Below are 22,527 nucleotides of genomic sequence, written 5' to 3'. Positions count from 1 at the left end.
AACCCCCAGTGCACCGCCTACAACTCAGACCCCGGCCGGGCTGATGTGCTCAACAGCCCCATCACGTACCCCGCCACCGACCGGAAGCACACCAGCGTGAAGCCGCCGTCTTCGGCCCAGAACGCGGCGGCAACCTGTGCGGCGCGGCTGCGGCGCAGCTCGCCCGGCTCCAGCCGGTCGAAATCCACCGGCGACAGCTTGCGCAGCACCTGATCGGCCTTTGCGCCCTCGATCCGGAACACCGCGCGCGCGTCCGACACATCGACCGCCAGATGGTGCTGGCCCTGCAACGCCGCGGCAATGCTGGCCAAGGCCGCCGCCACATCGGCATAGGGCACCACCAGCAGCAGCTCATCCGGGCTCATCCAGCCGGCTGCACAATCGCCTTGCCGGACAATGCGGCGCACCGCAGGCAAGCCGCAGCCGGTGGCGGCCTGAACTGCCGCCTCCAGCCCCGGGGTGCCGGTCTTGGCGCGCAGGGTGATCATGCCAAGCGGCCCGATCTCGCGCACCGCGGCAAAGCCGTCATAGCTTGCGCCCGAAAGCGCGCTGACCGGATCAGACATTCTGCTTCTCTCCGTCCTTGTCAAAGAACACCGAGTTGACCACCCGGGCCTGCGTCTCGCCGCCGTTCATTTTGGTAAATGTCACCACTTCACCCATCCGCTGCGGACCCTGCCGCAGCAGGCCCATGGCAATGCCGCGCCCCAAAGTCGGCGAGTGGTAGGTCGAGGTCACCCGCCCCTGCACGCGGCGCTGACCGTTGGCATTCACCCCATGCTCGGGAATATAGGCGCCATCCTCGATCACCGATCCGTCCAGCGTCTCGAACCCCACCAGCTTCCAGCGGTCGGGGTTGGCGAGGAAGGTACGCTCCTGCCCGCGTTTGCCGAGGTAATCGGCCTTTTTCTTCGAGATCGCCCAATCCAGCCCCAGATCCTGCGGGATGATGGTGCCGTCGGTCTCGTCGCCGATCATGATAAAGCCCTTTTCGGCCCGCATCACATGCAGCGCCTCGGTACCATAAGGCATCGCGCCAAGCGCTGCCCCGGCCTCATGCAGCAGCGCCCAGAACGCAGCCCCATGGCTGGCGGGCACTGCGATTTCATAGCTGAGCTCGCCCGAGAAACTGATCCGGTACACCCGGCACGGGAACCCGCCCAAGGTGCCATCCGCCCATTGCATGAACGGCAGCGCCTCTTTTGACACGTCCATACCGCCGAGCGATTCCAAGAGCTTGCGGGCATTCGGTCCGACCACTGCGACCTGTGCATATTGCTCGGTCACATTGGCGGTATAGACCTGCCAGTCCCACCACTCGCATTGCAGCCAGTCTTCCATCCACGCGTGGATGCGGTCAGCCCCGCCCGATGTGGTGTGGCACAGCCAGGTGTCGGCGTCGATCCGCGCCACCACGCCGTCATCGGACAAGAAGCCCTGTTCGTTGCACATCAGCCCGTATCGGCATTTGCCGATGGGCAGGGTGCTCATCACGCCTGTGTAGAGCATGTCGAGGAACCGCCCGGCATCCGGCCCCTTGACGATGATCTTGCCAAGGGTGGACGCGTCAAGCAAACCAAGGGCTTCGCGGGTGTTCTTCACCTCGCGGTGCACCGCTTGCTCGGCGGTTTCACCGGCGCGCTGGAAGCAATAGGGTCGCCGCCAGTGGCCCACGGGTTCGAAATAGGCCCCGTGCTGCTGATGCCAGTCATGCATCGGCGTCTTGCGCAGCGGCTGAAATATCTCGCCCCGCGCTTCCCCGGCCAAAGCCCCAAGCGGCACCGGCGTATAGGGCGGGCGGAAGGTGGTGGTGCCAACCTGCGGGATCGCCGCGTTCAGACTGTCGGCCAGAATGGCCAGACCGTTGATATTGCTCAGCTTGCCCTGATCGGTCGCCATCCCCAGCGTGGTATAGCGCTTGGTATGTTCGACACTCTCATAGCCTTCACGCGCGGCGAGCTGCACGTCCGACACTTTGACATCGTTCTGGAAATCCAGCCACATCTTTGAGCGCAGGGCAATCGAAGCCCCTTGCGGCATGATCCAGACCGGCTCCAGCGGCGACTCTGCCGGCACATCGTGAACCGGAGCCGAAGCCTTTTCGGCTTTATAGCCAAGCGCTTGCAGCGCGATCCTTACCTGAGCATCCGCATCCGCGACAGCCTCCCGCAAGGCCCCATTGGCCGCCCCGGCGGCCATAACCATCGCCGAGCCGTCTTCATGCAGCGGCGGGCGGGCCGGGTCGGGGCGGAACATTGCGCCCGACTCATCCCAGATCAGCTTGCCGCCGCAATGGCTCCACAGATGCACCACCGGTGACCAGCCGCCGGACATGGCAACGGCGTCGCAGGGCAGCGTGGTGCTGGCCGCACCCTCGCCCGCCTGCAGGCAGATCTCCACCGCCTCCACCCGCTTGCCGCCCTTGACCCGCGCAATCGCCCGCCCGGTTTCTACCCGGATGCCAAGCGCGCGCGCCCGTTCGGGCAAAGCGCCAGTGGCGATGGGGCGCGCGTCAATCACCGCCGCCACCTCCAGCCCCGCCTGATGCAGCGCGATGGCCGTGCGGTAAGCGTCGTCGTTGTTGGTCACCACCACCGTGCGGTCGCCGGGCGACACCGCCCAGTTCACCGCATAATCGCGCACCGCCCCGGCCAGCATCACGCCGGGAATATCATTGCCGGCAAAGGACAACGGCCGCTCGATTGCGCCGGTCGCTGCGATGATCTTGCCCACCCGCATCCGCCACAGCCGATGCTTTGGCCGCCCGTCGCCGGGGGTGTGATCGGCGAGCTTTTCGTCCAGCAGCACATAGCCGTGATCATAAGACCCCGCCGCCATGCAGCGAAGGCGCAGCGTCACCTGATCCATCGCCGCCAGTTCGGTCACGGCGGCCGAAACCCAGGCCTCTGCCGCCGTGCCGTCGATCACATCGCCATCCACCGGGGCGCGCCCGCCCCAATGCGCGGTCTGCTCGATCAGCCAGACCCGCGCGCCCGCACGGCCCGCCACCAGCGCGGCCTGCAAACCAGCGACACCGCCGCCGACGATCAGCAGATCGCAAAAGCCATAAGCCTGCTCATACCGGTCCGCATCGCGGTCTTTTGGCGCAGAGCCGAGGCCCGCCGAGTGCCGGATGATGGGTTCAAACACATGTTTCCACGCCGCGCGCGGGTGGATGAAGGTCTTGTAATAGAACCCGCCCGGCAGGAACCGCGCGGCGTAGTTGTTCACCACCCCGACATCATACTCCAGCGACGGCCAGTGGTTCTGGCTCCGCGCCTCCAGCCCGTCGAACAGCTCTGTGGTGGTGGTTCGCTGGTTCGGCTCCAGCCGTGTGCCCTGCCCCAGATTGACCAGCGCATTCGGCTCTTCGGCCCCGCTGGCGACAATCCCGCGCGGGCGGTGATACTTGAACGAGCGGCCGACCAGCATCTGGTCATTGGCGAGCAGCGCCGAGGCCAGCGTATCGCCGGTACAGCCGCGCAACCGCTTGCCGTTAAAGGTGAATTCGACTGTGGCAGAGCGGTCGATCAACCGACCGCCGGTTTTCAGGCGGGTGCTCATGAATAGCCCTTCCAATCAGGGCGCTTGGCCTTGATTTTGTCAATGATGTCCGCAGGTGGTTCCGGGGTCTGGGCGGGATAGGTGCCGAACACCTCCAGCGTGGCGGTGCAGCGCGCGGCCAGAAACCATTTGCCGCAGCCATAGGCATGCCGCCAGCGTTCGAAATGCACACCTTTGGGGTTCTTGCGGGCGAACATATAGGCCTCAAAGTCATCATCATCCGACCCCGGCCCGAACCGCTTCAGATGCGCTTCACCGCCGGGGGTCAGTTCGGTTTCTTCGGCGCGCACGCCGCAATAGGGGCAGTCCAGGATCAGCATGGGGCACCTGTAGACATGAATGAGGCGGGCACCGTGAAGCGCCCGCCTTGCAAGGACAGAGAGAGAGAAGAAAAGGTGTCAGTTGGCCGGAGCCGGAGCAGCTGGATCAGCCGGAGCCGGAGCGACAGGATCGGCTGGTGCCGGATCTGCCGGAGCAGGGGCGACCGGATCGGCTGGTGCCGGAGCAACAGGATCGGCAGGTGCCGGTGCGATCGGATCGCTGGGAGCCGTGCCATCAGGGACCGGGCTGACCGGACCACCCTCAGGCGCGGTTGCCGGGGATTCAATGGTGACGTTGTTGCCGGTTGTTGGCTGGGTGTCGTCACCCGACATGAGCCAGGCCACGATACCGACCGCAATGACAGCCCCGCCCAGCAGATACACAAACCAGTTGGTTGATCTGGTTTCGTGAATATGGGTCGTGCTGGTGTTGCTTGAATGGGGCGGAACGTTGGGCGGGGTGGTTGTGGTATAGGTCGGGTTCTTTGGTGGAATGTGCGGGTCGGCCATGACTGGTCCTCCATGCAATACGTTATTGCAGGACAAACCCGGCGCACCGCGATTTGGTTCCCGGAAAACATCAATGCGCTACCCCGGCTGCCACCGACTCGTCGATGAACCGGCCCTCACGGAACCGCCACATGTCGAATTCCGCCGCCAGTGGCCCCGGCTCACCGCGCGCCATCAGATCGGCCATCGCCCAGCCGGAACCGGGAATGGCCTTGAACCCGCCGGTGCCCCAGCCGCAGTTGATAAAGCAGTTCCCCAGCGGGGTTTTGCTGATGATAGGCGAGCGGTCACCCGTCATATCCACGATCCCGCCCCATTGCCGCAGCATCTTGAGCCTTGAAATCATGGGGAAAGTCTCAACCAGTGCCCGCAGCGTTTCCTCGATATGGTGGAATGACCCGCGCTGGGTATAGTTGTTGAACCCGTCGGTGCCGCCGCCGATCACCATCTCGCCCTTGTCGGACTGGCTCATGTAGCCATGCACGGTGTTGGCCATCACCACCACATCCATGCAGGGCTTGATCGGCTCTGACACCAGCGCCTGCAGCGCCAGCGATTCCACCGGCAGGCGGAAGCCCGCCATTTCGGCCACCTGGCCCGAGTGCCCCGCCACCACGATGCCCAGCTTTTTCGTGCCGATGTATCCTTTGGTGGTTTCCACCCCCGTCACCTGCCCGTTCTCGGACCGGACCCCGGTGACCTCACATTGCTGAATGATGTCCATTCCCATGTCGGAACAGGCCCGCGCATAGCCCCAGGCCACCGCATCATGCCGCGCCGTGCCGCCGCGCGCCTGATACAGCGCCCCCAGAACCGGATAGCGCGGCCCGTCAATATTCATGATCGGCACCAGCTGCTTTACCCGTTCGGGCGTGATCCATTCGGTCACCACACCTTGCAGGTTGTTGGCATGTACCGTGCGCAGATAGCCACGCACCTCATGATGGGTCTGCGCCAGCATCAACAGCCCGCGCGGGCTGAACATGATGTTGTAGTTCAGCTCCTGCGAAAGCGTCTCGTACAGGCTGCGCGCCTTTTCATAGATCGCGGCAGACGGGTCCTGCAGATAGTTCGACCGGATGATCGTGGTGTTGCGCCCGGTATTGCCGCCGCCCAGCCACCCCTTTTCAATGATCGCGACATTGCGGATGCCATGGTTCTTGCCAAGGTAATAGGCGGTGGCCAGCCCGTGCCCGCCTGCCCCGATGATCACTGCGTCATAGGACGCTTTCGGCACCGGCGATTTCCACGCCCGCTCCCACCCCTGATGGTGGGTCATGGCCTCACGGGCGATGGCAAAGACCGAATAGCGTTTCATCTGACCTGTCTCCGGGCTGCCGCGTCTGTCTGACGCTCTTACTGAACCCATAGCGCGCTTGCGCCGCAGCCCCAAGCGGCACAACAGGGAAATTTGCGACATCGCCGCCGATTGCCCCGCGCCCTGCTGTCGCAGGGTCTGTCAGGCCGGTTCCGGGCCAGATCGGCCTGCGGCCAATTCCCGCCTTTTGTCGGGGGCGTACAGGCCTTACATGGGGAACAGGGCAAACGAGGGCGTGACGATGGGAGTATGGGGATTCTGGGCAGCGGCGGCGCTGCTGGTCGTGGGCATCGGGGCCACGCTGCTGCGTGCCATGACCCGCGCGCGCAGCGAAGAGCGTGCTCCGGGCAGCTTTGACCTTGCCGTCTACCGCGACCAGCTGACCGAGATCGAGCGCGACATCGCCCGTGGCACCATCCCGGCAGATGAGGGCGCACGCCTGCGCACCGAGATCCAGCGCCGGTTGCTGGATGCCGACCGCGCCGCGCGCGCTGCTGTGCCCTCGGGCGAGAGCCGGGCCGGACGCGGCTACGCCATGCTGATCATCGCCACCCTGCTGGCTGGTGTGGCGGGCTACTGGCATCTGGGTGCGCCGGGCTACCCGGACCTGCCTCTGGCCGACCGCTTTGCCCTGTCGGAACAGATCCGCGCCGATCGCCCGTCGCAGGCCGAAGCTCTGGCGCAGGCTCCCGCCGCCCCGGTGCGCGACGACATTGACCCCGCGTTTCTGGAGCTGATGGGGAAATTGCGCCAGGCCGTGCAGGACCGCCCCGACGATCTGCGCGGGCTGGAACTTCTGGCCCGCAATGAGGCGGCGATGGGCAATCTGGTGGCGGCCACCGCCGCGCAACAGGCCATCGTGACACTCAAAGGCGACACGGCCACCGCGGAAGACCACGCCGCCCATGCCGAGCTGCTGATCATGTCCGCCGGCGGTTATGTCTCGCCCGAGGCCGAGCAGGCGCTGGTCCGCGCGCTGGAGGCTGACCCGCCCAACGGCACCGCCCGTTATTACACCGGCACGATGTTCGCCCAGATCGGCCGTTTTGACCGCACCTTTACCCTGTGGAACCGCCTGCTGACCGAAAGCCCGCCCGACGCCCCCTGGGTCGCGCCAATCCGCAGCCAGATCCCTGACATCGCCGCCCGCGCCGGGGTCAACTATACCTTGCCCCCGGTCAACGCCGCCCCCGGCCCCACCGCTGGCGACATTGCCGCCGCCGCAGAGATGACGCCCGAAGACCGGCAGGCGATGATCGAAGGCATGGTCGACCAGCTCGGCGCGCGCCTGGCGCAAGAGGGCGGCCCGGCCGAAGACTGGGCCCGTCTGATCACCACACTGGCCCGGATCGGCCGCACCGATCAGGCCCGCGCGATCTATGCCGAGGCACAGACCCGCTTTGCCGGGCGCACGGTGGAATTGTCCGGCCTGCGGCAGGCCGCAGTCGAGGCGGGGGTCGCGGAATGATGGAGACACTATGATCCTGCCTGACATCGCCGCCTTCGTCACCCTCCTGCCCCGCTCCGGCGGCATCGCGGGCCTTGATCTGGGGGACAAGACCATCGGCGTCGCGGTCTCTGACCTGCGTCGCATGGTTGCCACGCCGGTCGAGGTGATCCGGCGCGAGAAGTTCACGCTGGATGCCACCCGGCTTCTGACCCTCCTGACCGCGCGCGGGGCCACCGGCATCATCCTCGGCCTGCCGCTGAACATGGACGGATCCGAGGGGCCGCGCGTGCAATCCACCCGCGCCTTTGCCCGCAATCTGGAAAAGCTCACCGCCCTGCCGATCACCTTCTGGGATGAGCGTCTGTCCACCGTTGCCGCGACCCGCGCGCTCTTGGAGGCGGATACGTCGCGTAAAGGTCGCAAAGAGGTGATCGACAAGGTCGCCGCTGGTTATATCCTGCAAGGAGCACTGGACCGCATGGCATATATGGCAGCAAGGCAGGATGATCCGTGAGTGACGAGATCTGGAAACGCGACGAGATCGAGTCGCCTTGCGTCAAACTCTGCGTGGTCCACCCCGAAGCCCGGCTCTGCGTCGGTTGCCTGCGCAGCATCGACGAGATCACGATGTGGTCCCGCATGACCCCCGACACCCGCCGCGCCATCATGGCCGAACTGCCCGCCCGCGCGCCCCTGATCGCCAAACGCCGCGGCGGCCGCGCCGCCCGCCTGCAAGGCTGAGCACGGGCGGACATCGCGACCGCTCCGCGGGGAGTATTTCAGAAAGGTGCAATATCAAGAGCGGACAGGTGGATTGCACCTTTCTGAAATACTCCCGCCGGAGGCTCCGCCCTCACAGCCGGCGCAGCCTTCGGCGCACAGACCTACGGTGCCGTGATCCATTCGGCCACGCTGGCCAGCATCGGGCGGAGATAGGCGATGATCCGGTCGCCCGCTTCCGCGCCCTGCCACGGGGCGACGCCATGCACGGTCAGACGGTGCAGCAGCGTGGCCTCGCCTATGCCTGCGGGCAGCTCTCTGCGCGGGCAGGATCGGAACACCTCGGCACGGGCCGCCTGATAGGCAGCGGTCACGTCGATATCGCCCCAATGCTGTGGTGGATGCGGGCGCAGCGCGTCTTGCAGCGCTTGCGCCATGATCCGGTGGCTGCCCTCCCACACCACCAGAGGGGCGGCGCGGATGTCGGTCAGCGGCAGGCCCAGGATCCACGCATGCGGCTCGCGGATCATCCGGCGGCGGGCGGGGCCGACCGGCAACAGACCGTCCAGATGGGCGGCGTCACGGGTCTGGCGAAAGCGCAAGGCGCTGGCCGATTCGTCAGGGGACGGTTGCGGATAGCCGGGGCGGATCACCGAAAGCTGCGCCGGATGCAGCGGCACCGGGGTCAGCGGCAGCGCGGCCCAGGGGAACGCCGCGCCCGCAACCGCGCCATCAGGGCCATTTGGCAGCGCATCGACGCCGACAAACCATGTCCCGCCACAGCGCCAGGGCTCTGCACTGTCCGCGATTGCCTGCTCTGCCACCGGCAGCGCCGCGCGCGCCCAGTCGGCAATCGCCGGATCTGGCCCGATCCTGCACCACCCCGGATCGGTCAATAGCCCAGCACCTTGCGCAGCATGTTCAGCGCGACCAGCGTGATGAACACCGCAAACACCCGTTTCAGCGGCTTGGGGTCCATCGCATGCGCGAGCTTTACCCCCCAGGGCGTTGAAATCATGGTCATCGCAAAGATCAGCGCAAAGGCCGGCAGGTTGACCGCGCCCAGCGTATAGGGCGGCGCACCTGTCACCGGCAGGAACAGGAACACCAGCACCGAAGGCACCGCGATTGTCATGCCAAAGCCAGAAGCGGTGGCGACGGCGCGGTGGATCGGCGTGTTGTAAAGGCTCATCAGCGGCACGCCAAAGCTGCCGCCGCCGATGCCCATCAGCACCGACAAGAACCCGATCATGCTGCCAAACCCCGCGCGCTTTGCGCCCTTTGGCATCCCTGCCCCAAGCCGCCAGTCTGACCGGCCAAAGGCCATGTAGAGGCCGACGATAATGCCCAACACGCCAAAGATCGCCTGCAAGGTCACCGATTTCAGCGCCGCCGCCGTGAACACCCCGATCACCGCGCCCACGCCGATATAGGGGGCCCAGCTGCGCAAGATCTCCCAGTCCACCGCGCCGCGTTTGTGATGCGCCATGACCGAGCGCGCCGAGGTCACCACGATGGTGGCGAGCGAGGTTGCCAGACAGACCTGCATCAGCTGCGGGCCGCCAAAGCCCAGATAGCCGAAGGCATAGAAAAAGGCCGGCACCAGCACGATACCGCCCCCGACCCCCAGCAGCCCGGCGATGACGCCCGCAAACAGGCCGATCACGGCCAGCAGACCGATCATCGGCAAAAGAAGGCTCAGGTCTGGCATCGGCAATTCCTATGGCAACGGTGCAGGGCGCGTGTGCAACCGTCATAGCGCTCTGCCTTGGCCGGGGCCAGTGCAGGGTTACTGCGGCCGCGCAAAAGGTGTAGTCCTGTCACACCATTCCCCCGATGCGAGTCGTTCCCCATGTCCTCTTCGTTGTTGCGCCCCGCGCTTGTGCTGGGGCTGTTGTCCTGCGTTGGTCCCTTTGCCATCGACATGTATCTGCCGGCGATGCCCGATATCGGGGCCGATCTCGGCACCAGTGTTGCGGCGATGCAGGGCACGATCACCGCGTATTTTCTGGCCTTTGGCGTGGCGCAGCTGTTTTACGGCCCCTGGGCCGATCAGGCCGGGCGCAAGGCCCCGCTCTATGCCGGGCTGGCGGTGTTCCTGCTGGGCACGCTGATCTGTGCGTTGGCTCCGACGATTGGCTGGCTGACCGCCGGGCGGTTTGTGCAAGGGCTGGGCGGCGCGGCCGTGATGGTGGTGCCGCGCGCGATCATCCGCGACATGGCCACCGGGCATCAGGCCACGCGGCTGATGGCGGCGATCATGCTGGTGATCTCGGTCTCGCCGATGCTGGCCCCGCTGGCGGGGGCCGGGGTGATGGCCATCGCCGACTGGCGCTGGATTTTTGGCGTGCTGGCCATCGCGGCGCTGCTGTCGCTCTTGATGATCCGCTTTGTGCTGACCGAAACCTTGCCGATGGCGCAGCGGCAGCGGTTTGACATGGCCGACACCCTGCGCGGCGCAAGACGGCTGTTCAACGACCGGACTTTCATGGCGCTGACCTTTCTGGGCGGCTTTGCCATGGCGAGTTTCTTTGTCTTCATCGCCTCTGGCCCCTTTGTCTACACGCAAGCCTTTGGCCTGTCGCCGACCGGGTTCTCGCTGGCCTTTGCGGTCAATGCGATCGGGTTTTTCTCGGCCTCGCAACTCGCCGCCGGCTTTGGTCAGCGCTTTGGGGCGACACGGGTGGTGCGGGTGGCGGTGGTGGGGTTCTTTGCCAGCACGGTCTGTCTGGCGCTGATCGGAGCCATGGGGTTCGCCAATCTTGCGGTAGTGATGGCCGGGCTGTTTGTCGCCAATGCCTTCCTCGGGCTGGTCATTCCCACCGTGATGGTGCTGGCGCTGGAGGATCATGGCGACATCGCGGGTCTGGCGTCCTCGCTCGGCGGCACGCTGCAGATGCTGGCGGGGGGCGTGATGATCGCGGTGACCGCTCCGTTCTTTGACGGCACAGCACTACCGATGCTGGCGGCGATTGCCATCTGCGGGGCGATTGCCCTGGCGCTGTCGCGGCTGGTCCGGACTCAGGCCGCGGTGGCCTGAACCTGCGCCAGAGCGTGGTCCAGCAGGTCCAGCCCTGCGCCCTCACGCGTGGCCCCTTCGGACAGCACCCGCCGCCAGCCGCGCGCGCCGGGGCGGCCGGTGAACAGGCCCAGCATATGCCGGGTGATCTGGTGCAGCCGCCCGCCCGCCGCCAGATGGGCGGCGATATAGGGCTTCATGTCCAACACCACGCGGTGGGCATCGGGCGCATAATCGCTGCCCCACAGCGCATCGGCCCCGATCAGCGTGGCCGCCGGGTCGTGATAGGCCGCCCGCCCCAGCATCACCCCGTCAAGCCCCTGATCCAGCAGATCTTTGGCCTGTGCCAAGGTGGACACCCCGCCGTTGATGCAAATGGTCAGCTCGGGAAACTGCCGCTTCATCCGCAGCACCAGCGGATAATCCAGCGGCGGGATCTCGCGGTTTTCCTTGGGTGACAGCCCCTTCAGCCAGGCCTTGCGGGCGTGGATCACGAAATGGCTCACCCCGGCCTGCGCAACGGTTTCGATGAACCCCGGCAGCACCTCCTCCGGGATCTGGTCATCGACCCCGATCCGGCACTTCACCGTCACCGGCACCGCAGATTCCGCGATCATCGCGGCCACACAGTCGGCCACCAGCGCCGGACGTTCCATCAGCACCGCGCCGAAACAGCCCGATTGCACCCGGTCCGACGGGCAGCCGACGTTCAGGTTGATCTCGTCATAGCCCCAGTCGCGCGCGATCCGCACCGCCTGCGCCAGCTCGCGCGGGTCCGAGCCACCCAGCTGCAACGCCACCGGATGCTCCACCGCGCTGAAATCCAGCAGCTTCGGGCGCGGCCCGTGCAGGATCGCCGGGGCCGTCACCATCTCGGTATACAGCATCGCGCGCCGCGTCATCATGCGGTGAAAGACGCGGCAATGACGGTCAGTCCAGTCCATCATGGGCGCCACGGACAGTCTGTGCGTTTGAGTTTCAGTCATTTTCATCGTATCTTCAATCCGTTGACCCGTGCGGTCCCTCACGCCGTGACGACACCCCCAAGTGGGCGCACACCGGGACATTGATATATCAGGGGCTGCCGACCAACCGCGTCCTGCCCCGCCTGCACAGTTGTGGCGACCTGTTTGACGTGTCTATAGCCGATATATGCGCCGTAGGGAAACCTCCCTGCAGAAGCACCGCAACCACTCTCGCGACGCCGAAGCGCGGCCGGTCACGTAGCGCGGGGCATCAACATTGACGCTATTCAATACCACGCGCAGACAGCATGGGCGGGGGGCGTGTCATCCGGCAACGTGACAGTTTTCAAAGGACTCACAGGTCAATCACATTTGCTTCCGGGCAGACGGATCTGGCAATGTCGCAAAGGTGGCGGTGGTGCGTCAGATAGATCACCTGACCGACGCGCGACATTTCGGCCAGCAGCGCAAAAGCGGCGGCCGAGCGCGCGTCGTCAAAGGTCTCCATGATATCATCGGCGACAAAGGGCACCGTGGGGCGGCTCTGGGCCAGCTCGTGATAGCCTGCGATGCGCAGCGCGAGGTAAAGCTGGAACCGGGTGCCCTTTGACAGATCAACCGCAAGTTTTGCGCCGCCCCCGGCAGCGAGAGCGACCAGAACCTCTTGCTGACCATCGGGTTGCGCGGCGAGGCCCGAATAAGCGCCTTGGCTGAGCCGGCTGAAGGCCTCTGACGCCCGTGTCAGCATGGCGCTGCGATGCTGGTCCCGGTAGCGGCGCAGACCGGCCTCAAAGGCAATCAGGCCAAAGCGACCGGCCAGATGGGCCTCGGCCCGTTCGCGGATGTCGAGCAAAAGGTTTTCACGCGTGGCTGCAATGCGGGCCAGCGTGTCATCGCCGCCCACCGCCTCGATCTTGCGCTTTGCCTCCTGACAGGTGCCGTATCGCGCTTCGGTTTCACTGCGCAGAAGCTGCTGATCGGTTTTCAGGCGGGCCATCTGTTGCCGGATGGATCCGATATCCTCTCCCTCTGCCGGGGCCGGACGGTCAAGCAGATCGTTGCGCAGGCTTTCGATGGTCCGGCGCAGGGTGGCTGCCTCGCAGCAACGCGCGATATGATCGCCGAGGCTGCCATCCGCTGCGGACCAGCCAAGGGTCGCGCCAAGCGCCTCGGCCGCGGCAGTGCAGGCGTCCAGGGCGCGGCGATCCCCGGTCTCTTGCTGCTGCTCCCGGGCGATCTGACCGGCGAGTGTGTCGTGGTCGCGCGCTGCGTCCTGCGCGCGCCGCAGACGGGTCAGGACATCGGCCCAGGGCACAGTCTGATCCAGAGCCAGCCCGGCCAGAATGCTGGCTCTGGCTTCGGCAAAGCGGTGGCGATTGGCCTCCATCTTGTCGATACGGTCGTTCAGCCCGGTGGCAGTCTGATCCGCGACGTTCAGTTGGGCCAGCAGCTCCAGAGCGGTCCCAAGGCCGGTGTCTTCGTCGGAATATCCCGCAAGGATGCTGCCACGGCTGGCAGCACTCCACTCCAGCCGCCAGCCCTCCAATGCGGTGCGGGCGTCGGTTTCGGCCTGCCTGCGTTCACGCAGGTCAGAGCCCAGCGTCACCAACCGTTGCCGCGCTTCGCGGCGGCGTTCCGACGCCTCGGTCCGGGCCACGGCCTCGGCCAGCAGAGCCTCAAACCCAGCGGGGCCTTCGGTGGCTGGTCTTTGCAGCGCGGTGCTGAGGGCGCGGATTGCAGCCTCCAGCGCGTCTTCACAACGACTGACGGCGGTTTCAGCATCCCGCAGCGCCCGGCGCTCAGTCAGCGCGGCAATCCGCAGATCAAGCCATGTCTTCAGGCCAGACAGCGATTCCCCTTGCAGAGTCAGGGCCGAACAGGCGGCCCCGATTGCGGCCCGGGTGTGGGTCTGATCGGCCAAAGCGGCGGCGAGCCGGGCCTCGGCCTCTGCCAGCCGGGCCGCTAAGGCTTTTTGTGTGACCTGATCCAGCGCCTCACGCCGTGCGTCGGCCATGGCTTCGGCAAGCACCGCAGCAATCCGGTCGTCCTCGCGCAGGGCCTGTTCGAACTGGCGCGCGCTGTCCGCAGACAAGTCTGCCAGATGCGCCGCCCAAAGCGCTTCGCGCATGCTGCGGGCGCGTGCGGCATCGGCAAGGGTCATGCCACTGGCCGATTGCGCCGCCGTGCGCCCGGACGCCCCGGATTGCAGTCTGTTCAACTCATCGCGCAGGGCTGTCACGTCACGCCGAGCGTCAAGCTCTTGCTGGCGGGCAGTTTCCTGCGCTTGATCCCATGCTTCAATCTGCCAGCCCGGAGGGACGGTGAGTGCCGCCAGGCTGTCGCCATCCCCTGCCCAGGGCGCCAATGCGCCGAGGGCGCTTTGCAACCTGCCAAGGGCCTGATCCCGGTCCCGCCGCGCGCGGGCCAAGGCATCAACCGGGTCCTGCGCGCGCAGCCGGGTGAGAAGCGCTGCAAGCGCAGCCTCGTCTTCGGCGGGGCCGGGATCGCCCAGCCGCTCACGCTCACGCTCCAGCAGCACGGCGGCTTTGCGGGTTTCTTCGGCGCTGGCGGAAACCCTGCCTTGCAGACCCGAGCGCGCCGTCAGAAGTGTCCGCAGCGCAGAAATCTGCGCACCCGGCAGACACAGACCGGAGGCGTCGGCACCCGCATGGCCCAGCTGTGCCACCAGCGACTGCACGCAGGCATTGGCCTCCTGCGCCTCCTCCCGGCGGCGGGGCAGATCCTTGATTGCAGTGTCATGTTCAGGCCGCAGGGCTTCGGCCGCTTCAATCGCAGCGGCCTGCGCCAGAGCGTCAGGATCAACGGCCAGCGCGGCAAGCTGCTCCTCCAGCCCCTTTAATCGCAATGCCCGGTCGCGGATGCGGTTGGTCAGATCCCGCCTGTCGGTGTCGATCCGCCCGAACTGCTCCTGCACCTCGGGTGCGGCATCGGGCAGGTGCTGCAAGGGGGCGAGCCGCATTTCCAGCCCCGCCAGTTGGGCCAGCAGCGGCAGTGTTCCTGCAATTTCCTGCAAGTGGTCAAGATCTGCCTGCACCGCGTCTTCGCGCGCGCGGGCGTCTCGCCAGTCCTGTTCGGCGGCTGTCGCCTCACGCAGCAGTTTTTGCAGGGCACCGGAAGATACCTCCAGCCCCCGGCGCTGCGTGTCCAGTTCCGCGAGTTGCTTTTTGGCGTCATAGAGCCAGCCACTGCGCTTGCCGCTGCGGTGGAACCCGTCAAGACCGGCGCGCAGGGTTTCAAGCTGTGGGGCAAGGCTGGACAGACCGGCGCTTGCCGAAAACAGCATCTCGCCCAGATCGCCACGGCTGGCGAGAATACTGTCGCCCCCCCGTTCCAGCGTCTCGTCATCCAGCGAGAACATGGCCGAATACCCCTCACGCGACAGCCCGCCCAATGCGCCTTGCAGCACGGCTTCGGGGATCGGGGCATCGTGCCGGTCCAGCAGGCTGGCGGTGTTGCGTTTGAGCCGTTTGAAATGCAGCCCGGATCCGGCATGGGTCAGCTCTGCACCGATCTGCAGTGTCGGACCCGGATGAAGAAAATCATATCTGGTGCGGGTGGGGATTCCGAACAACAGGTCGAGCCAGGCCGCGAACAGCGTGGATTTTCCGGCCTCATTCGGGCCGTAGACGATGTGCAGATCAGGCGCGCCGGGGCTAGGGGATGCAAAGGACAGGCTGCGGTCGGTAAAGCGGCCATAGCGCGTCAGGTTCAGGCAATCGAGCCGCATCAGGCGGCCGTGTCCGGGGTCAGCCCGGCCAGAATACGCGGAGCGCCTTGGGCCAGAAGGTCACGGCACCGTTGTGCCAGCGCGGCCTCATCCTGCCCCAGAATGTCGCGCAGATCCGGCGGAAGATCGCGGAGCAGCTCCTGCGCGGCCACCTGAAGCGCGGTCACCAGCGCGGGATCCTGTGGCAGGTCTTCCAGAACCGTCCGGACCAGATCGGCAGGCAGATGGCTGTCTGCGGTGGCTGTGACATCGCCGGTCACGCGCAATTCCAGCTTGTCGATCCAGACCCCGGCAGCGGCGGCCATGATGCGCGCTTCTTCGGTCAGGCGATCCAGGTCGCGGGCCATCCGCCAGACCAGCGGCATGGCACCCCGCAGGACAGGGCGGATCACGAGATGATCCGCGCTGCGTACGCCCTGCCCCGCATGGCGGATTGCACGCTCAAGCGCTGTCAGCAGCTCCGCCCAGTCGGCAACCCCGGTACAATCGAGGTCGAGCCGGTCGAAACGCAGGCAGGCCACCGGGCGCTGTTCCAGCGTGACCGTATTGTCATCCGCCACAGTGACCAGAGTCACCGATGCCGGCCCCGCCTCGCCGATGTCGCGGCCCTGTGGAATACCGGGCATGACGATCGTGGCGCGCCCGACGTATTCTGCACGGCGATGAATATGGCCAAGCGCCCAGTAGTCATAGCCATGCGCCTCCAGCTCGGCGACGCTGCAGGGCGCGTAGTTATCATGGCCGGGGCTGCCGTTCAGGCTGGTGTGCATCATGCCAATGTTGAACGCGCCGGGTCGTGGCGCCGGATAGCGCGGCAACAGGCTTTCCGGGGCATGAGGATCACGAAAGCTCAGCCCGTGGATGGCAATAAGGTGGCCGTCCCTCTCCAGCGTTTCGGTCGATGCTCTGCCCCCGAAAAGAAAGGTATTGTCCGGCAACTCCAGCTCGCCCGTCTGGCGGGCGAGGGCATCATGGTTGCCACGGATGATGAAGCATCGGATGCCGGCGCCCTGCAGCCGCTGCAATTCCTGTTTCATGAACCGGGGGGTCTTGGTCGAACTGTAGGCCCCATCCCACAAATCACCCGAGATCAGCAAGAATGCGACCGCCTCTTCGATGCACAGATCCACAATGCGCGAAAAGGCGGTGCGCGACGCCACCCCGACCTGCTGCGCCAGATCAGGATCCCTCAGCGCAATGGCCTTCAACGGTGCATCAAGATGAAGATCGGCGGTATGGATGAAACGAAAGGCCAAAAAAAACACCTGAAAAGTTCTGGTCAGGCGAACTATGGGGCGGGCTGAAACATCCGGCAAGTCTCTATTCGGTTGAATTTCAGGCATATCTTTGCGCCCGCTTCCGCTTCGGGGCACCTTGATCCAGTGCCACGCATCAGGACAATGATGGCCGGTGTCATGTCAGCAAGGCTATGGGCCACATCACGATCTGCGGGAATGCCGCAACCATAACCGCCGCCGCCAGATTGATCGCGTAGAACGGCAGACTTGCGACCACCAGCCGTTCGGTCGGTATTTTGGCGACATAAGCCGTGGCAAACAGGCAGGTGCCGACCGGGGGCGTGGCTAAACCGATGGCAAGGCAGGTGACCATGAAGATCAGGAAATGCATCGGATCGACCCCGGCGGCAACCGCCGCGGGCATCAGCACCGGGATCAGCATCAGCGCCGCCGCCACGATATCCATCAGCATGCCGACGATCAGAAAGATCACCCCCATCATCAGCAGCGTCACAAAGGGCGATCCGCTGATCAGCGACAGCAGGCCGGATGCCTTTTGCGGCAGCAGATCCACGGTAAAGATAAAGGTCGCAGCCGAGGCCACCATCAGGATCAACAGCACGGTCCCCGCCAGTTGCCCGGCCTTGATCGCAAGCTCGATGAAATCGCGCCAGCCGATTTCGCGGTGAACAATCCCGCCGACAAGCAGGGTGTAGATCACCGCAAGCCCCGCGCCCTCGGTTGGTGTCACGATGCCGGAAAACATGCCGGTCAGGATGATGACCGGCGCGCCGACAGAGGGCAGCGCCCGCAGGATCGACCGGGCAAACCGGGCGCGGTCAAACGGCACCACCGTGCCATAGCCGCGCTGGCGCGACACCACATAGTTGTAGACAGCCAGCGACACCGCAAGAAGGATACCCGGCCCAAGCCCCCCGGCCAGGGCCGCGCCAACCGACTGGCCCGCCGCTGCGGCAGCAACGATGATCAGGATCGACGGCGGCACCAGCGTGGCAAGTGTGGCCGTGATCAGCGTCAGCGCCGCCGCATACGGCAGCGGATACCCGCGTGATGTCATCGACTTGATGGTGATCGGCCCCAGACTGGCAATGTCGGCCACCGAAGAACCGGAGATACCGCCGAACACAAAGGATGATGCGATATTGACGTGACCAAGCCCGCCGCGAAACCGCCCGACCATGGCTTCGGCCGCGTCAAAGATACGCTCGGACAGCCCGCCACGCTCCATGATCTGACCGGCAAGAATGAACAGCGGAACGGCGATCAGCAGAAAGGAATTGATCGAGGTGGCAAGGGTCTGGGTGATCATCGACAGCGGTAGTCCGTAAATCTGCAGGGTGATGACCGTCCCAAGCCCCAGAGCCACCGCCAGCGGCACGCCCAGTGCGGCCAGAATGGCAAAGCACAACAAAAGCATCAGGCTCATTTGCGGGTCTCCTTGATGGCATGGCTATAGTCGCTGCCTTGCACGCCATGGATCAGCGCACCGATGACGGCCAGAGCAGAGCCAAGCACCAGCGGCAGCGTGGCCAGCCACATGCCGACCCGCAGGATCGGAGAGGTTTCGCCAAAGCGGATCTGCTGGGCCAGAAGGCTCCAGCCGTAATAGGCGACAATGGTGAACAGGGCGGCTGCGGCCACAGCCGGGATCAGGTCGATCACCCGGCGGCTTGCCGGATCGGTGACCAGATCAGACAGCAGGGTCACGGCGGGGTGCTGCCCGGTCCGGAAACTTGCGGCCACCCCGAACCAGATTGTCCAGATGAACAAAAAGCGCGACAGCTCTTCGGTCCATGGAACGGAACTGCCCCAAAGACGCGACACCACCTGCAGGGCAATCAGCCCGATCATCCCGGTGATGGCGATCAGCAGCACGGCATCGACAAGCCGCCAGATCCATCGGTCGATGGTTTTCATCTTCACTCCCCCCAATCTTTCCGGCTTTTGCCGCCACCGGCAGGCGTCAGGCAAAGGGTGGGGCAGTCTGTACGCGCCCCACCCAAAGCGTCACCCTGTCACTGTGACACGAAGTCGATGCTTTTTTGCATGAACTCGGGTGTGATCTGCGCTTCGAACTGCGGATAGATGCCCCGCGCGACGGTCTGGATCTTTTCCAGCTCGCCGTCGGCCAACTGGTTCACCTGCATGCCCGCCGCTTTCAGCTTTTCGATGATTTCGGCCTCTTGCGCAATTTCCTGCGCGTCCTGTTCCGCAATCATTTCGGTGGCTGCCGCCTGAACCGCAGCATGGTGGTCAGCCGGAATCTTCTGCCACGCCGCAGACGACAGCGCGACAAGGAAGCTGTCGGCCAGATGCTGGGTGATGTTCAGATGCCCCTGCACCTCGTAAAGCCGGTTGTTGAACGGCACTTCGACCGGGTTTTCCTGTCCGTCGATCGCCTTGAGTTGCAGGGCGGAATAGACTTCGGAAAACGCCATCGGTGTCGGGTTTGCGCCAAGCGCCTGAAACAGGCTGACGAACAAGGGGTTGTTCGGCGTGCGCAGGTTCAGACCGGCAAAGCCTTCGGCGGTGGTGATTGCGGTTTCGCGCGTGGTCACGTTGCGGAAGGTGCGCAGGAAAAAGCCAAGCCCCTTGATGTTCAGCCGCTCCATCGAGGTCAGCAGCTCCTGCCCCGGTGCGCCCGCCAGATAGGCTTGCAGCTGGTCATAGTCGGAAAACAGATAGGGCAGCGAAATCGCGTTCATCTTTGGCTCGAACGACGCATAGACCGATGTGGCCAGAATAAGCCCGTCCAGCGCGCCGGACCCCAGCTGGTTGATCGCGGCGTTCTGATCCTTGCCATAGAGGATGCCATCGGGGAACACCTGGATGACCACCTCGCCGCTGGTTTTCTCTGCGACCAATGCAGCAAAACGGGTGGCGGCACGACCGACCGAGCTTTCGGCCGGGTCCGGCACGGCCATGCGCAACTGGGTTTCGGCCAAAGCGGGGTTGGGGGCCATCATCCCGGCAAGCATCAGGGCCACGGCAGCAGCCCCCTGCATCAGGGTGCGGCGGGTCAGGTGATATGTCATCAGGTTTCCTCCCATGTGACTTAGGTTATTATTTCAGATCAGCGCCTTGGGGCGCAGACCGTTGCGTCGTTCAAGTTCAAGGATCAGGGCCGAATGGTCCAGATCGCCGCCGCCATGCGCGACCAGATCGGTGAACAGCTGATCCGCCAGTTCCAGCAGCGGCAGGTCCAGCCCCAGCGATTGCGCCAGTGTTCTGGCCGCCCCGGTGTCCTTGATCTGGTATTTCGCGGGTCCGCCGGGCGTAAAGTCACCCGCGATCATCCGCGCACCATGCAGCTCAAGGATGCGCGACCCGGCAAAGCCCCCCATCAGCGCCTGACGCACCCGTGCGGGGTCCGCCCCGCCTTGACGCGCCAGCAGCAGCGCTTCGGATACGGCACAGATCGTGGACGCGACCAGCAGCTGATTGACCAGCTTGGTCAGCGCGCCCGATCCGTCCGGCCCGACATGGGTGACCGTGCCCATCGCCGACAGAACCGGATGCACGGCGGCAATCTCATCCGCGTCACCCCCCGCCATGATCGACAGCGTGCCCGCTTTTGCCGCGACCGTTCCGCCCGAAACCGGCGCATCCATCCAGACCAGTCCCATGTTCCGCGCCGTGCGGGCCATCGCCTGTGCCTCGTCAAGCGAGACAGAGGACATGACGATCAGGCTTGCACCCCTGTCCATCGCAGCCGCAGCACCGCCTGACCCGAACAGCACCGCCTCACAGACCGGGCCAGAGGACAGCATGACGACCACCGCCCGCGCCCCGCGGACCGCCTGTTCCGCCGTTGTGCAGACCGTCACGCCGTCGCCTGCGGTTTTGGCCTTTTCAAGCGTCCGGTTCCAGACCCGCAGACTGTGCCCGGCGGCGGCCAGATTGGCGGCCATCGGGCCGCCCATCAGCCCGGTGCCCAGAACTGCGACTGTCCACCCCGTGCTCATGGCACAACGCGGTCCAGAAACCGCACCGGCTGTTCGTCGCACAGCACCAGTGCATCGCGGAACGCTGCCAGATGCGGGGTTTGCAGATGCGCGTCAAAGGCTGCGCGGTCGGTATACACCTCGTAGAACAGCACGCGCGCCACGCCCTCGCCCTGCTGCACCACCACATCGAATTGCAGGCAGCCGGGTTCATCGGCCAGTGACGCCTCGGCATCGGCCCGTGCTGCCGCCAGAAAGGCGGTCAGCTTGTCGGGCGCGACATGGAATTCTGGCAGGACGACAAAGCTCATGCCGCTTTCTCCGCCTTTGGCCCCATCGTCACCACCTGTTCGCGGCGCAAGGCAACCACGTCCAGATCATCGACAAATTCCACATCCGACATCCGCACGATCTGGTCGCGTGCAATGTCGTTCTTCAGCTTCACATGATGTGCCAACCCCATTGGCAATGCGTCAATGGCGGTAGAAATCGTCGCCGGAATGGCTTTGGCCCATGTCGCAAAACCACCCTCGCCATCCAGATAGGATCCCGCCTTCAGGTCTGACTTGGCGGTCGCAACCGCATCGCCCCGGAACTCTTTCGAAGAGCCTGTCGGCTCATGGCGCAGCACCGCCGAAAGCACCGAAACCGAGGTTTCCAGCCCGATCAGATGGAACGGACGCCACATCGAGCCATACCAGCCCGATTTGTCGGTCAGCAGGCCATATTGCTCAAAGCAGCCCTTGGTGTACTCGTCCGGCGCGCGGAAGGTGACGAACATGCCATACTGAATGTTGTTCACCACCTTGCGGCCATCGGGTTCGACGCTGGCGGCAATATCAACCAACCCGTTTGATGGCAGGCGACCGCCTTCGGATGCGGGTTTGAACACCTGCGCCAGATCGTGCAAGCCGGTGGGATAAAACGCCAATCCGTCATCCGGGCAATCGAGGCCGGTGCCATTGGCCACCGCCGCCATTTCGATCGCGGCCTTGGTGCCATCGGTGAAAGAGTTGTACATCTTCGGATTAAAATCGCCCTTGGCGACGAATTCCTCGCTCCAGCCGAAATAGCCCCAGACGGTATCCGGCGTCGAATAGCGGAATTCGGGACGGAAGTTCATGCCCTTGCCGGCCGAGGTCAGCTCGAACCCGCAAGAGCGCACCCAATCGACCAGCTCGCAGATGAAGGCAGGCTGATCGCCATAGGCCATCGAATAGACCAGACCCTTGTCCCGCGCCATCCGGCCAAGGATCGGGCCGCACATCACATCGGCCTCGACGTTCACCATCACGATATGCTTCATTCCGTCGATGGCCATCAGCGCGTGGCGCACCCCGGCAATCGGATGGCCGGTGGCTTCGATGATGCATTCGATGCCGTCAAACGCACACAGGGCTGCGGCATCGTCGGTCACAAACGTGCGCCCGGTGTCCATCGCATCGCCCAGCGACTTCGCCGCGTATTCTTCGGGTTGCCAGCCGGTGCGCACCAGCGACGCCCGGGCCTTGCCTGCATCCAGATCAGCCACGCCGACGATGTGATAGCCCGCAATCTTGCGCGCCTGTGCCAGCACCATCGAGCCGAATTTACCGGCGCCGATCAGACCAACGCGGATCGGGCGGCCAGAGTCGTTGCGGGCTGACAGCATCGAGTACAGATTCATGGGTCATCTCCAGAAACAGGCCGACATCTGCGTCAGACCCGGAA

At 65.0% G+C, this 22,527-nt stretch carries 20 protein-coding genes; 4 read left to right on the top strand and 16 right to left on the bottom strand.

Features of this window, described 5'->3' with window-relative positions; translation table 11 throughout:
- Positions 1-17: 17 nt before the first annotated feature.
- From J2X53_RS09035 to J2X53_RS09015, 5 genes are all read right to left on the bottom strand, one after another.
- The gene (locus tag J2X53_RS09035; protein ID WP_349037161.1) at positions 18-566 is read right to left on the bottom strand and encodes a sarcosine oxidase subunit gamma family protein; all 549 of its coding nucleotides are present in this window, start codon (positions 564-566) and stop codon (positions 18-20) included.
- Positions 559-3,564, bottom strand: coding sequence for a sarcosine oxidase subunit alpha family protein (locus J2X53_RS09030; RefSeq protein ID WP_349037160.1), 3,006 nt, complete (start codon positions 3,562-3,564; stop codon positions 559-561). Before J2X53_RS09030 ends, J2X53_RS09035 begins: the two co-directional genes overlap by 8 nt.
- The gene (locus J2X53_RS09025) at positions 3,561-3,884 is read right to left on the bottom strand and encodes a sarcosine oxidase subunit delta (RefSeq protein ID WP_349037159.1); all 324 of its coding nucleotides are present in this window, start codon (positions 3,882-3,884) and stop codon (positions 3,561-3,563) included. Before J2X53_RS09025 ends, J2X53_RS09030 begins: the two co-directional genes overlap by 4 nt.
- Positions 3,885-3,962: 78 nt before the next feature.
- Positions 3,963-4,394, bottom strand: coding sequence for a hypothetical protein (locus tag J2X53_RS09020; RefSeq protein WP_349037158.1), 432 nt, complete (start codon positions 4,392-4,394; stop codon positions 3,963-3,965).
- Between the two features lie 70 nt (positions 4,395-4,464).
- On the bottom strand, positions 4,465-5,712 hold the full coding sequence (locus tag J2X53_RS09015) for a sarcosine oxidase subunit beta family protein (RefSeq protein WP_349037157.1): 1,248 nt from the start codon (positions 5,710-5,712) through the stop codon (positions 4,465-4,467).
- Between the two features lie 241 nt (positions 5,713-5,953).
- Between J2X53_RS09015 and ccmI the strand changes: the two genes are divergently transcribed.
- The 3 genes from ccmI to J2X53_RS09000 are packed head-to-tail and all read left to right on the top strand — an operon-like array spanning position 5,954 to position 7,903.
- Complete coding sequence (gene ccmI, locus J2X53_RS09010; protein WP_349037156.1) at positions 5,954-7,180, top strand: c-type cytochrome biogenesis protein CcmI; 1,227 nt, start codon at positions 5,954-5,956, stop codon at positions 7,178-7,180.
- Positions 7,181-7,190: 10 nt separating this feature from the next.
- Positions 7,191-7,676, top strand: a complete 486-nt coding sequence (gene ruvX, locus J2X53_RS09005; protein ID WP_349037155.1) for a Holliday junction resolvase RuvX — start codon at positions 7,191-7,193, stop codon at positions 7,674-7,676.
- Positions 7,673-7,903 carry a DUF1289 domain-containing protein gene (locus J2X53_RS09000; RefSeq protein ID WP_349037154.1) on the top strand — a complete coding sequence of 77 codons (231 nt, stop codon included), beginning with the start codon at positions 7,673-7,675 and terminating at the stop codon, positions 7,901-7,903. Before ruvX ends, J2X53_RS09000 begins: the two co-directional genes overlap by 4 nt.
- 143 nt (positions 7,904-8,046) lie before the next feature.
- Here the strand turns inward: J2X53_RS09000 and J2X53_RS08995 are convergent, their stop codons facing one another.
- Positions 8,047-8,778 carry a hypothetical protein gene (locus tag J2X53_RS08995; RefSeq protein WP_349037153.1) on the bottom strand — a complete coding sequence of 244 codons (732 nt, stop codon included), beginning with the start codon at positions 8,776-8,778 and terminating at the stop codon, positions 8,047-8,049.
- Entirely contained in the window at positions 8,775-9,593 is an 819-nt protein-coding gene (locus J2X53_RS08990) for a sulfite exporter TauE/SafE family protein (RefSeq protein ID WP_349037152.1), read from the bottom strand. The genes J2X53_RS08995 and J2X53_RS08990 overlap by 4 nt, the downstream gene beginning before the upstream one ends.
- A 141-nt stretch (positions 9,594-9,734) precedes the next feature.
- Here J2X53_RS08990 and J2X53_RS08985 point away from each other — a divergent pair, with 141 nt between their 5' ends.
- Positions 9,735-10,922, top strand: coding sequence for a multidrug effflux MFS transporter (locus tag J2X53_RS08985; protein ID WP_349037151.1), 1,188 nt, complete (start codon positions 9,735-9,737; stop codon positions 10,920-10,922).
- Here J2X53_RS08985 and dusA read toward each other — a convergent pair.
- The 9 genes from dusA to J2X53_RS08940 form a co-directional block, all read right to left on the bottom strand.
- The gene (gene dusA / locus J2X53_RS08980) at positions 10,904-11,887 is read right to left on the bottom strand and encodes a tRNA dihydrouridine(20/20a) synthase DusA (protein WP_349037150.1); all 984 of its coding nucleotides are present in this window, start codon (positions 11,885-11,887) and stop codon (positions 10,904-10,906) included. The two genes, J2X53_RS08985 and dusA, sit on opposite strands and share 19 nt — an antisense overlap.
- Positions 11,888-12,221: 334 nt before the next feature.
- Positions 12,222-15,614, bottom strand: coding sequence for an AAA family ATPase (locus J2X53_RS08975; RefSeq protein WP_349037149.1), 3,393 nt, complete (start codon positions 15,612-15,614; stop codon positions 12,222-12,224).
- Positions 15,614-16,870 (bottom strand): DNA repair exonuclease, encoded by a 1,257-nt coding sequence (locus tag J2X53_RS08970; protein ID WP_349037148.1) that lies wholly within the window; start codon positions 16,868-16,870, stop codon positions 15,614-15,616. Before J2X53_RS08970 ends, J2X53_RS08975 begins: the two co-directional genes overlap by 1 nt.
- Before the next feature lie 157 nt (positions 16,871-17,027).
- The gene (locus J2X53_RS08965; protein WP_349037147.1) at positions 17,028-18,299 is read right to left on the bottom strand and encodes a TRAP transporter large permease; all 1,272 of its coding nucleotides are present in this window, start codon (positions 18,297-18,299) and stop codon (positions 17,028-17,030) included.
- Positions 18,296-18,790 carry a TRAP transporter small permease gene (locus J2X53_RS08960; protein WP_349037146.1) on the bottom strand — a complete coding sequence of 165 codons (495 nt, stop codon included), beginning with the start codon at positions 18,788-18,790 and terminating at the stop codon, positions 18,296-18,298. Before J2X53_RS08960 ends, J2X53_RS08965 begins: the two co-directional genes overlap by 4 nt.
- A gap of 98 nt (positions 18,791-18,888) precedes the next feature.
- The gene (locus J2X53_RS08955) at positions 18,889-19,908 is read right to left on the bottom strand and encodes a DctP family TRAP transporter solute-binding subunit (RefSeq protein ID WP_349037145.1); all 1,020 of its coding nucleotides are present in this window, start codon (positions 19,906-19,908) and stop codon (positions 18,889-18,891) included.
- A gap of 33 nt (positions 19,909-19,941) precedes the next feature.
- Positions 19,942-20,838 (bottom strand): NAD(P)-dependent oxidoreductase, encoded by an 897-nt coding sequence (locus J2X53_RS08950; RefSeq protein ID WP_349037144.1) that lies wholly within the window; start codon positions 20,836-20,838, stop codon positions 19,942-19,944.
- Complete coding sequence (locus J2X53_RS08945; RefSeq protein WP_349037143.1) at positions 20,835-21,128, bottom strand: putative quinol monooxygenase; 294 nt, start codon at positions 21,126-21,128, stop codon at positions 20,835-20,837. Before J2X53_RS08945 ends, J2X53_RS08950 begins: the two co-directional genes overlap by 4 nt.
- The gene (locus tag J2X53_RS08940) at positions 21,125-22,483 is read right to left on the bottom strand and encodes a flagellar biosynthesis protein FlgA (protein ID WP_349037142.1); all 1,359 of its coding nucleotides are present in this window, start codon (positions 22,481-22,483) and stop codon (positions 21,125-21,127) included. The genes J2X53_RS08945 and J2X53_RS08940 overlap by 4 nt, the downstream gene beginning before the upstream one ends.
- Positions 22,484-22,527: the final 44 nt, after the last annotated feature.

It is taken from the genome of Pseudotabrizicola sp. 4114, from assembly GCF_031457365.1.
Taxonomy (GTDB): Bacteria; Pseudomonadota; Alphaproteobacteria; order Rhodobacterales; family Rhodobacteraceae; genus Pseudotabrizicola.
This window is presented reverse-complemented; position numbering and strand designations above follow the sequence as displayed.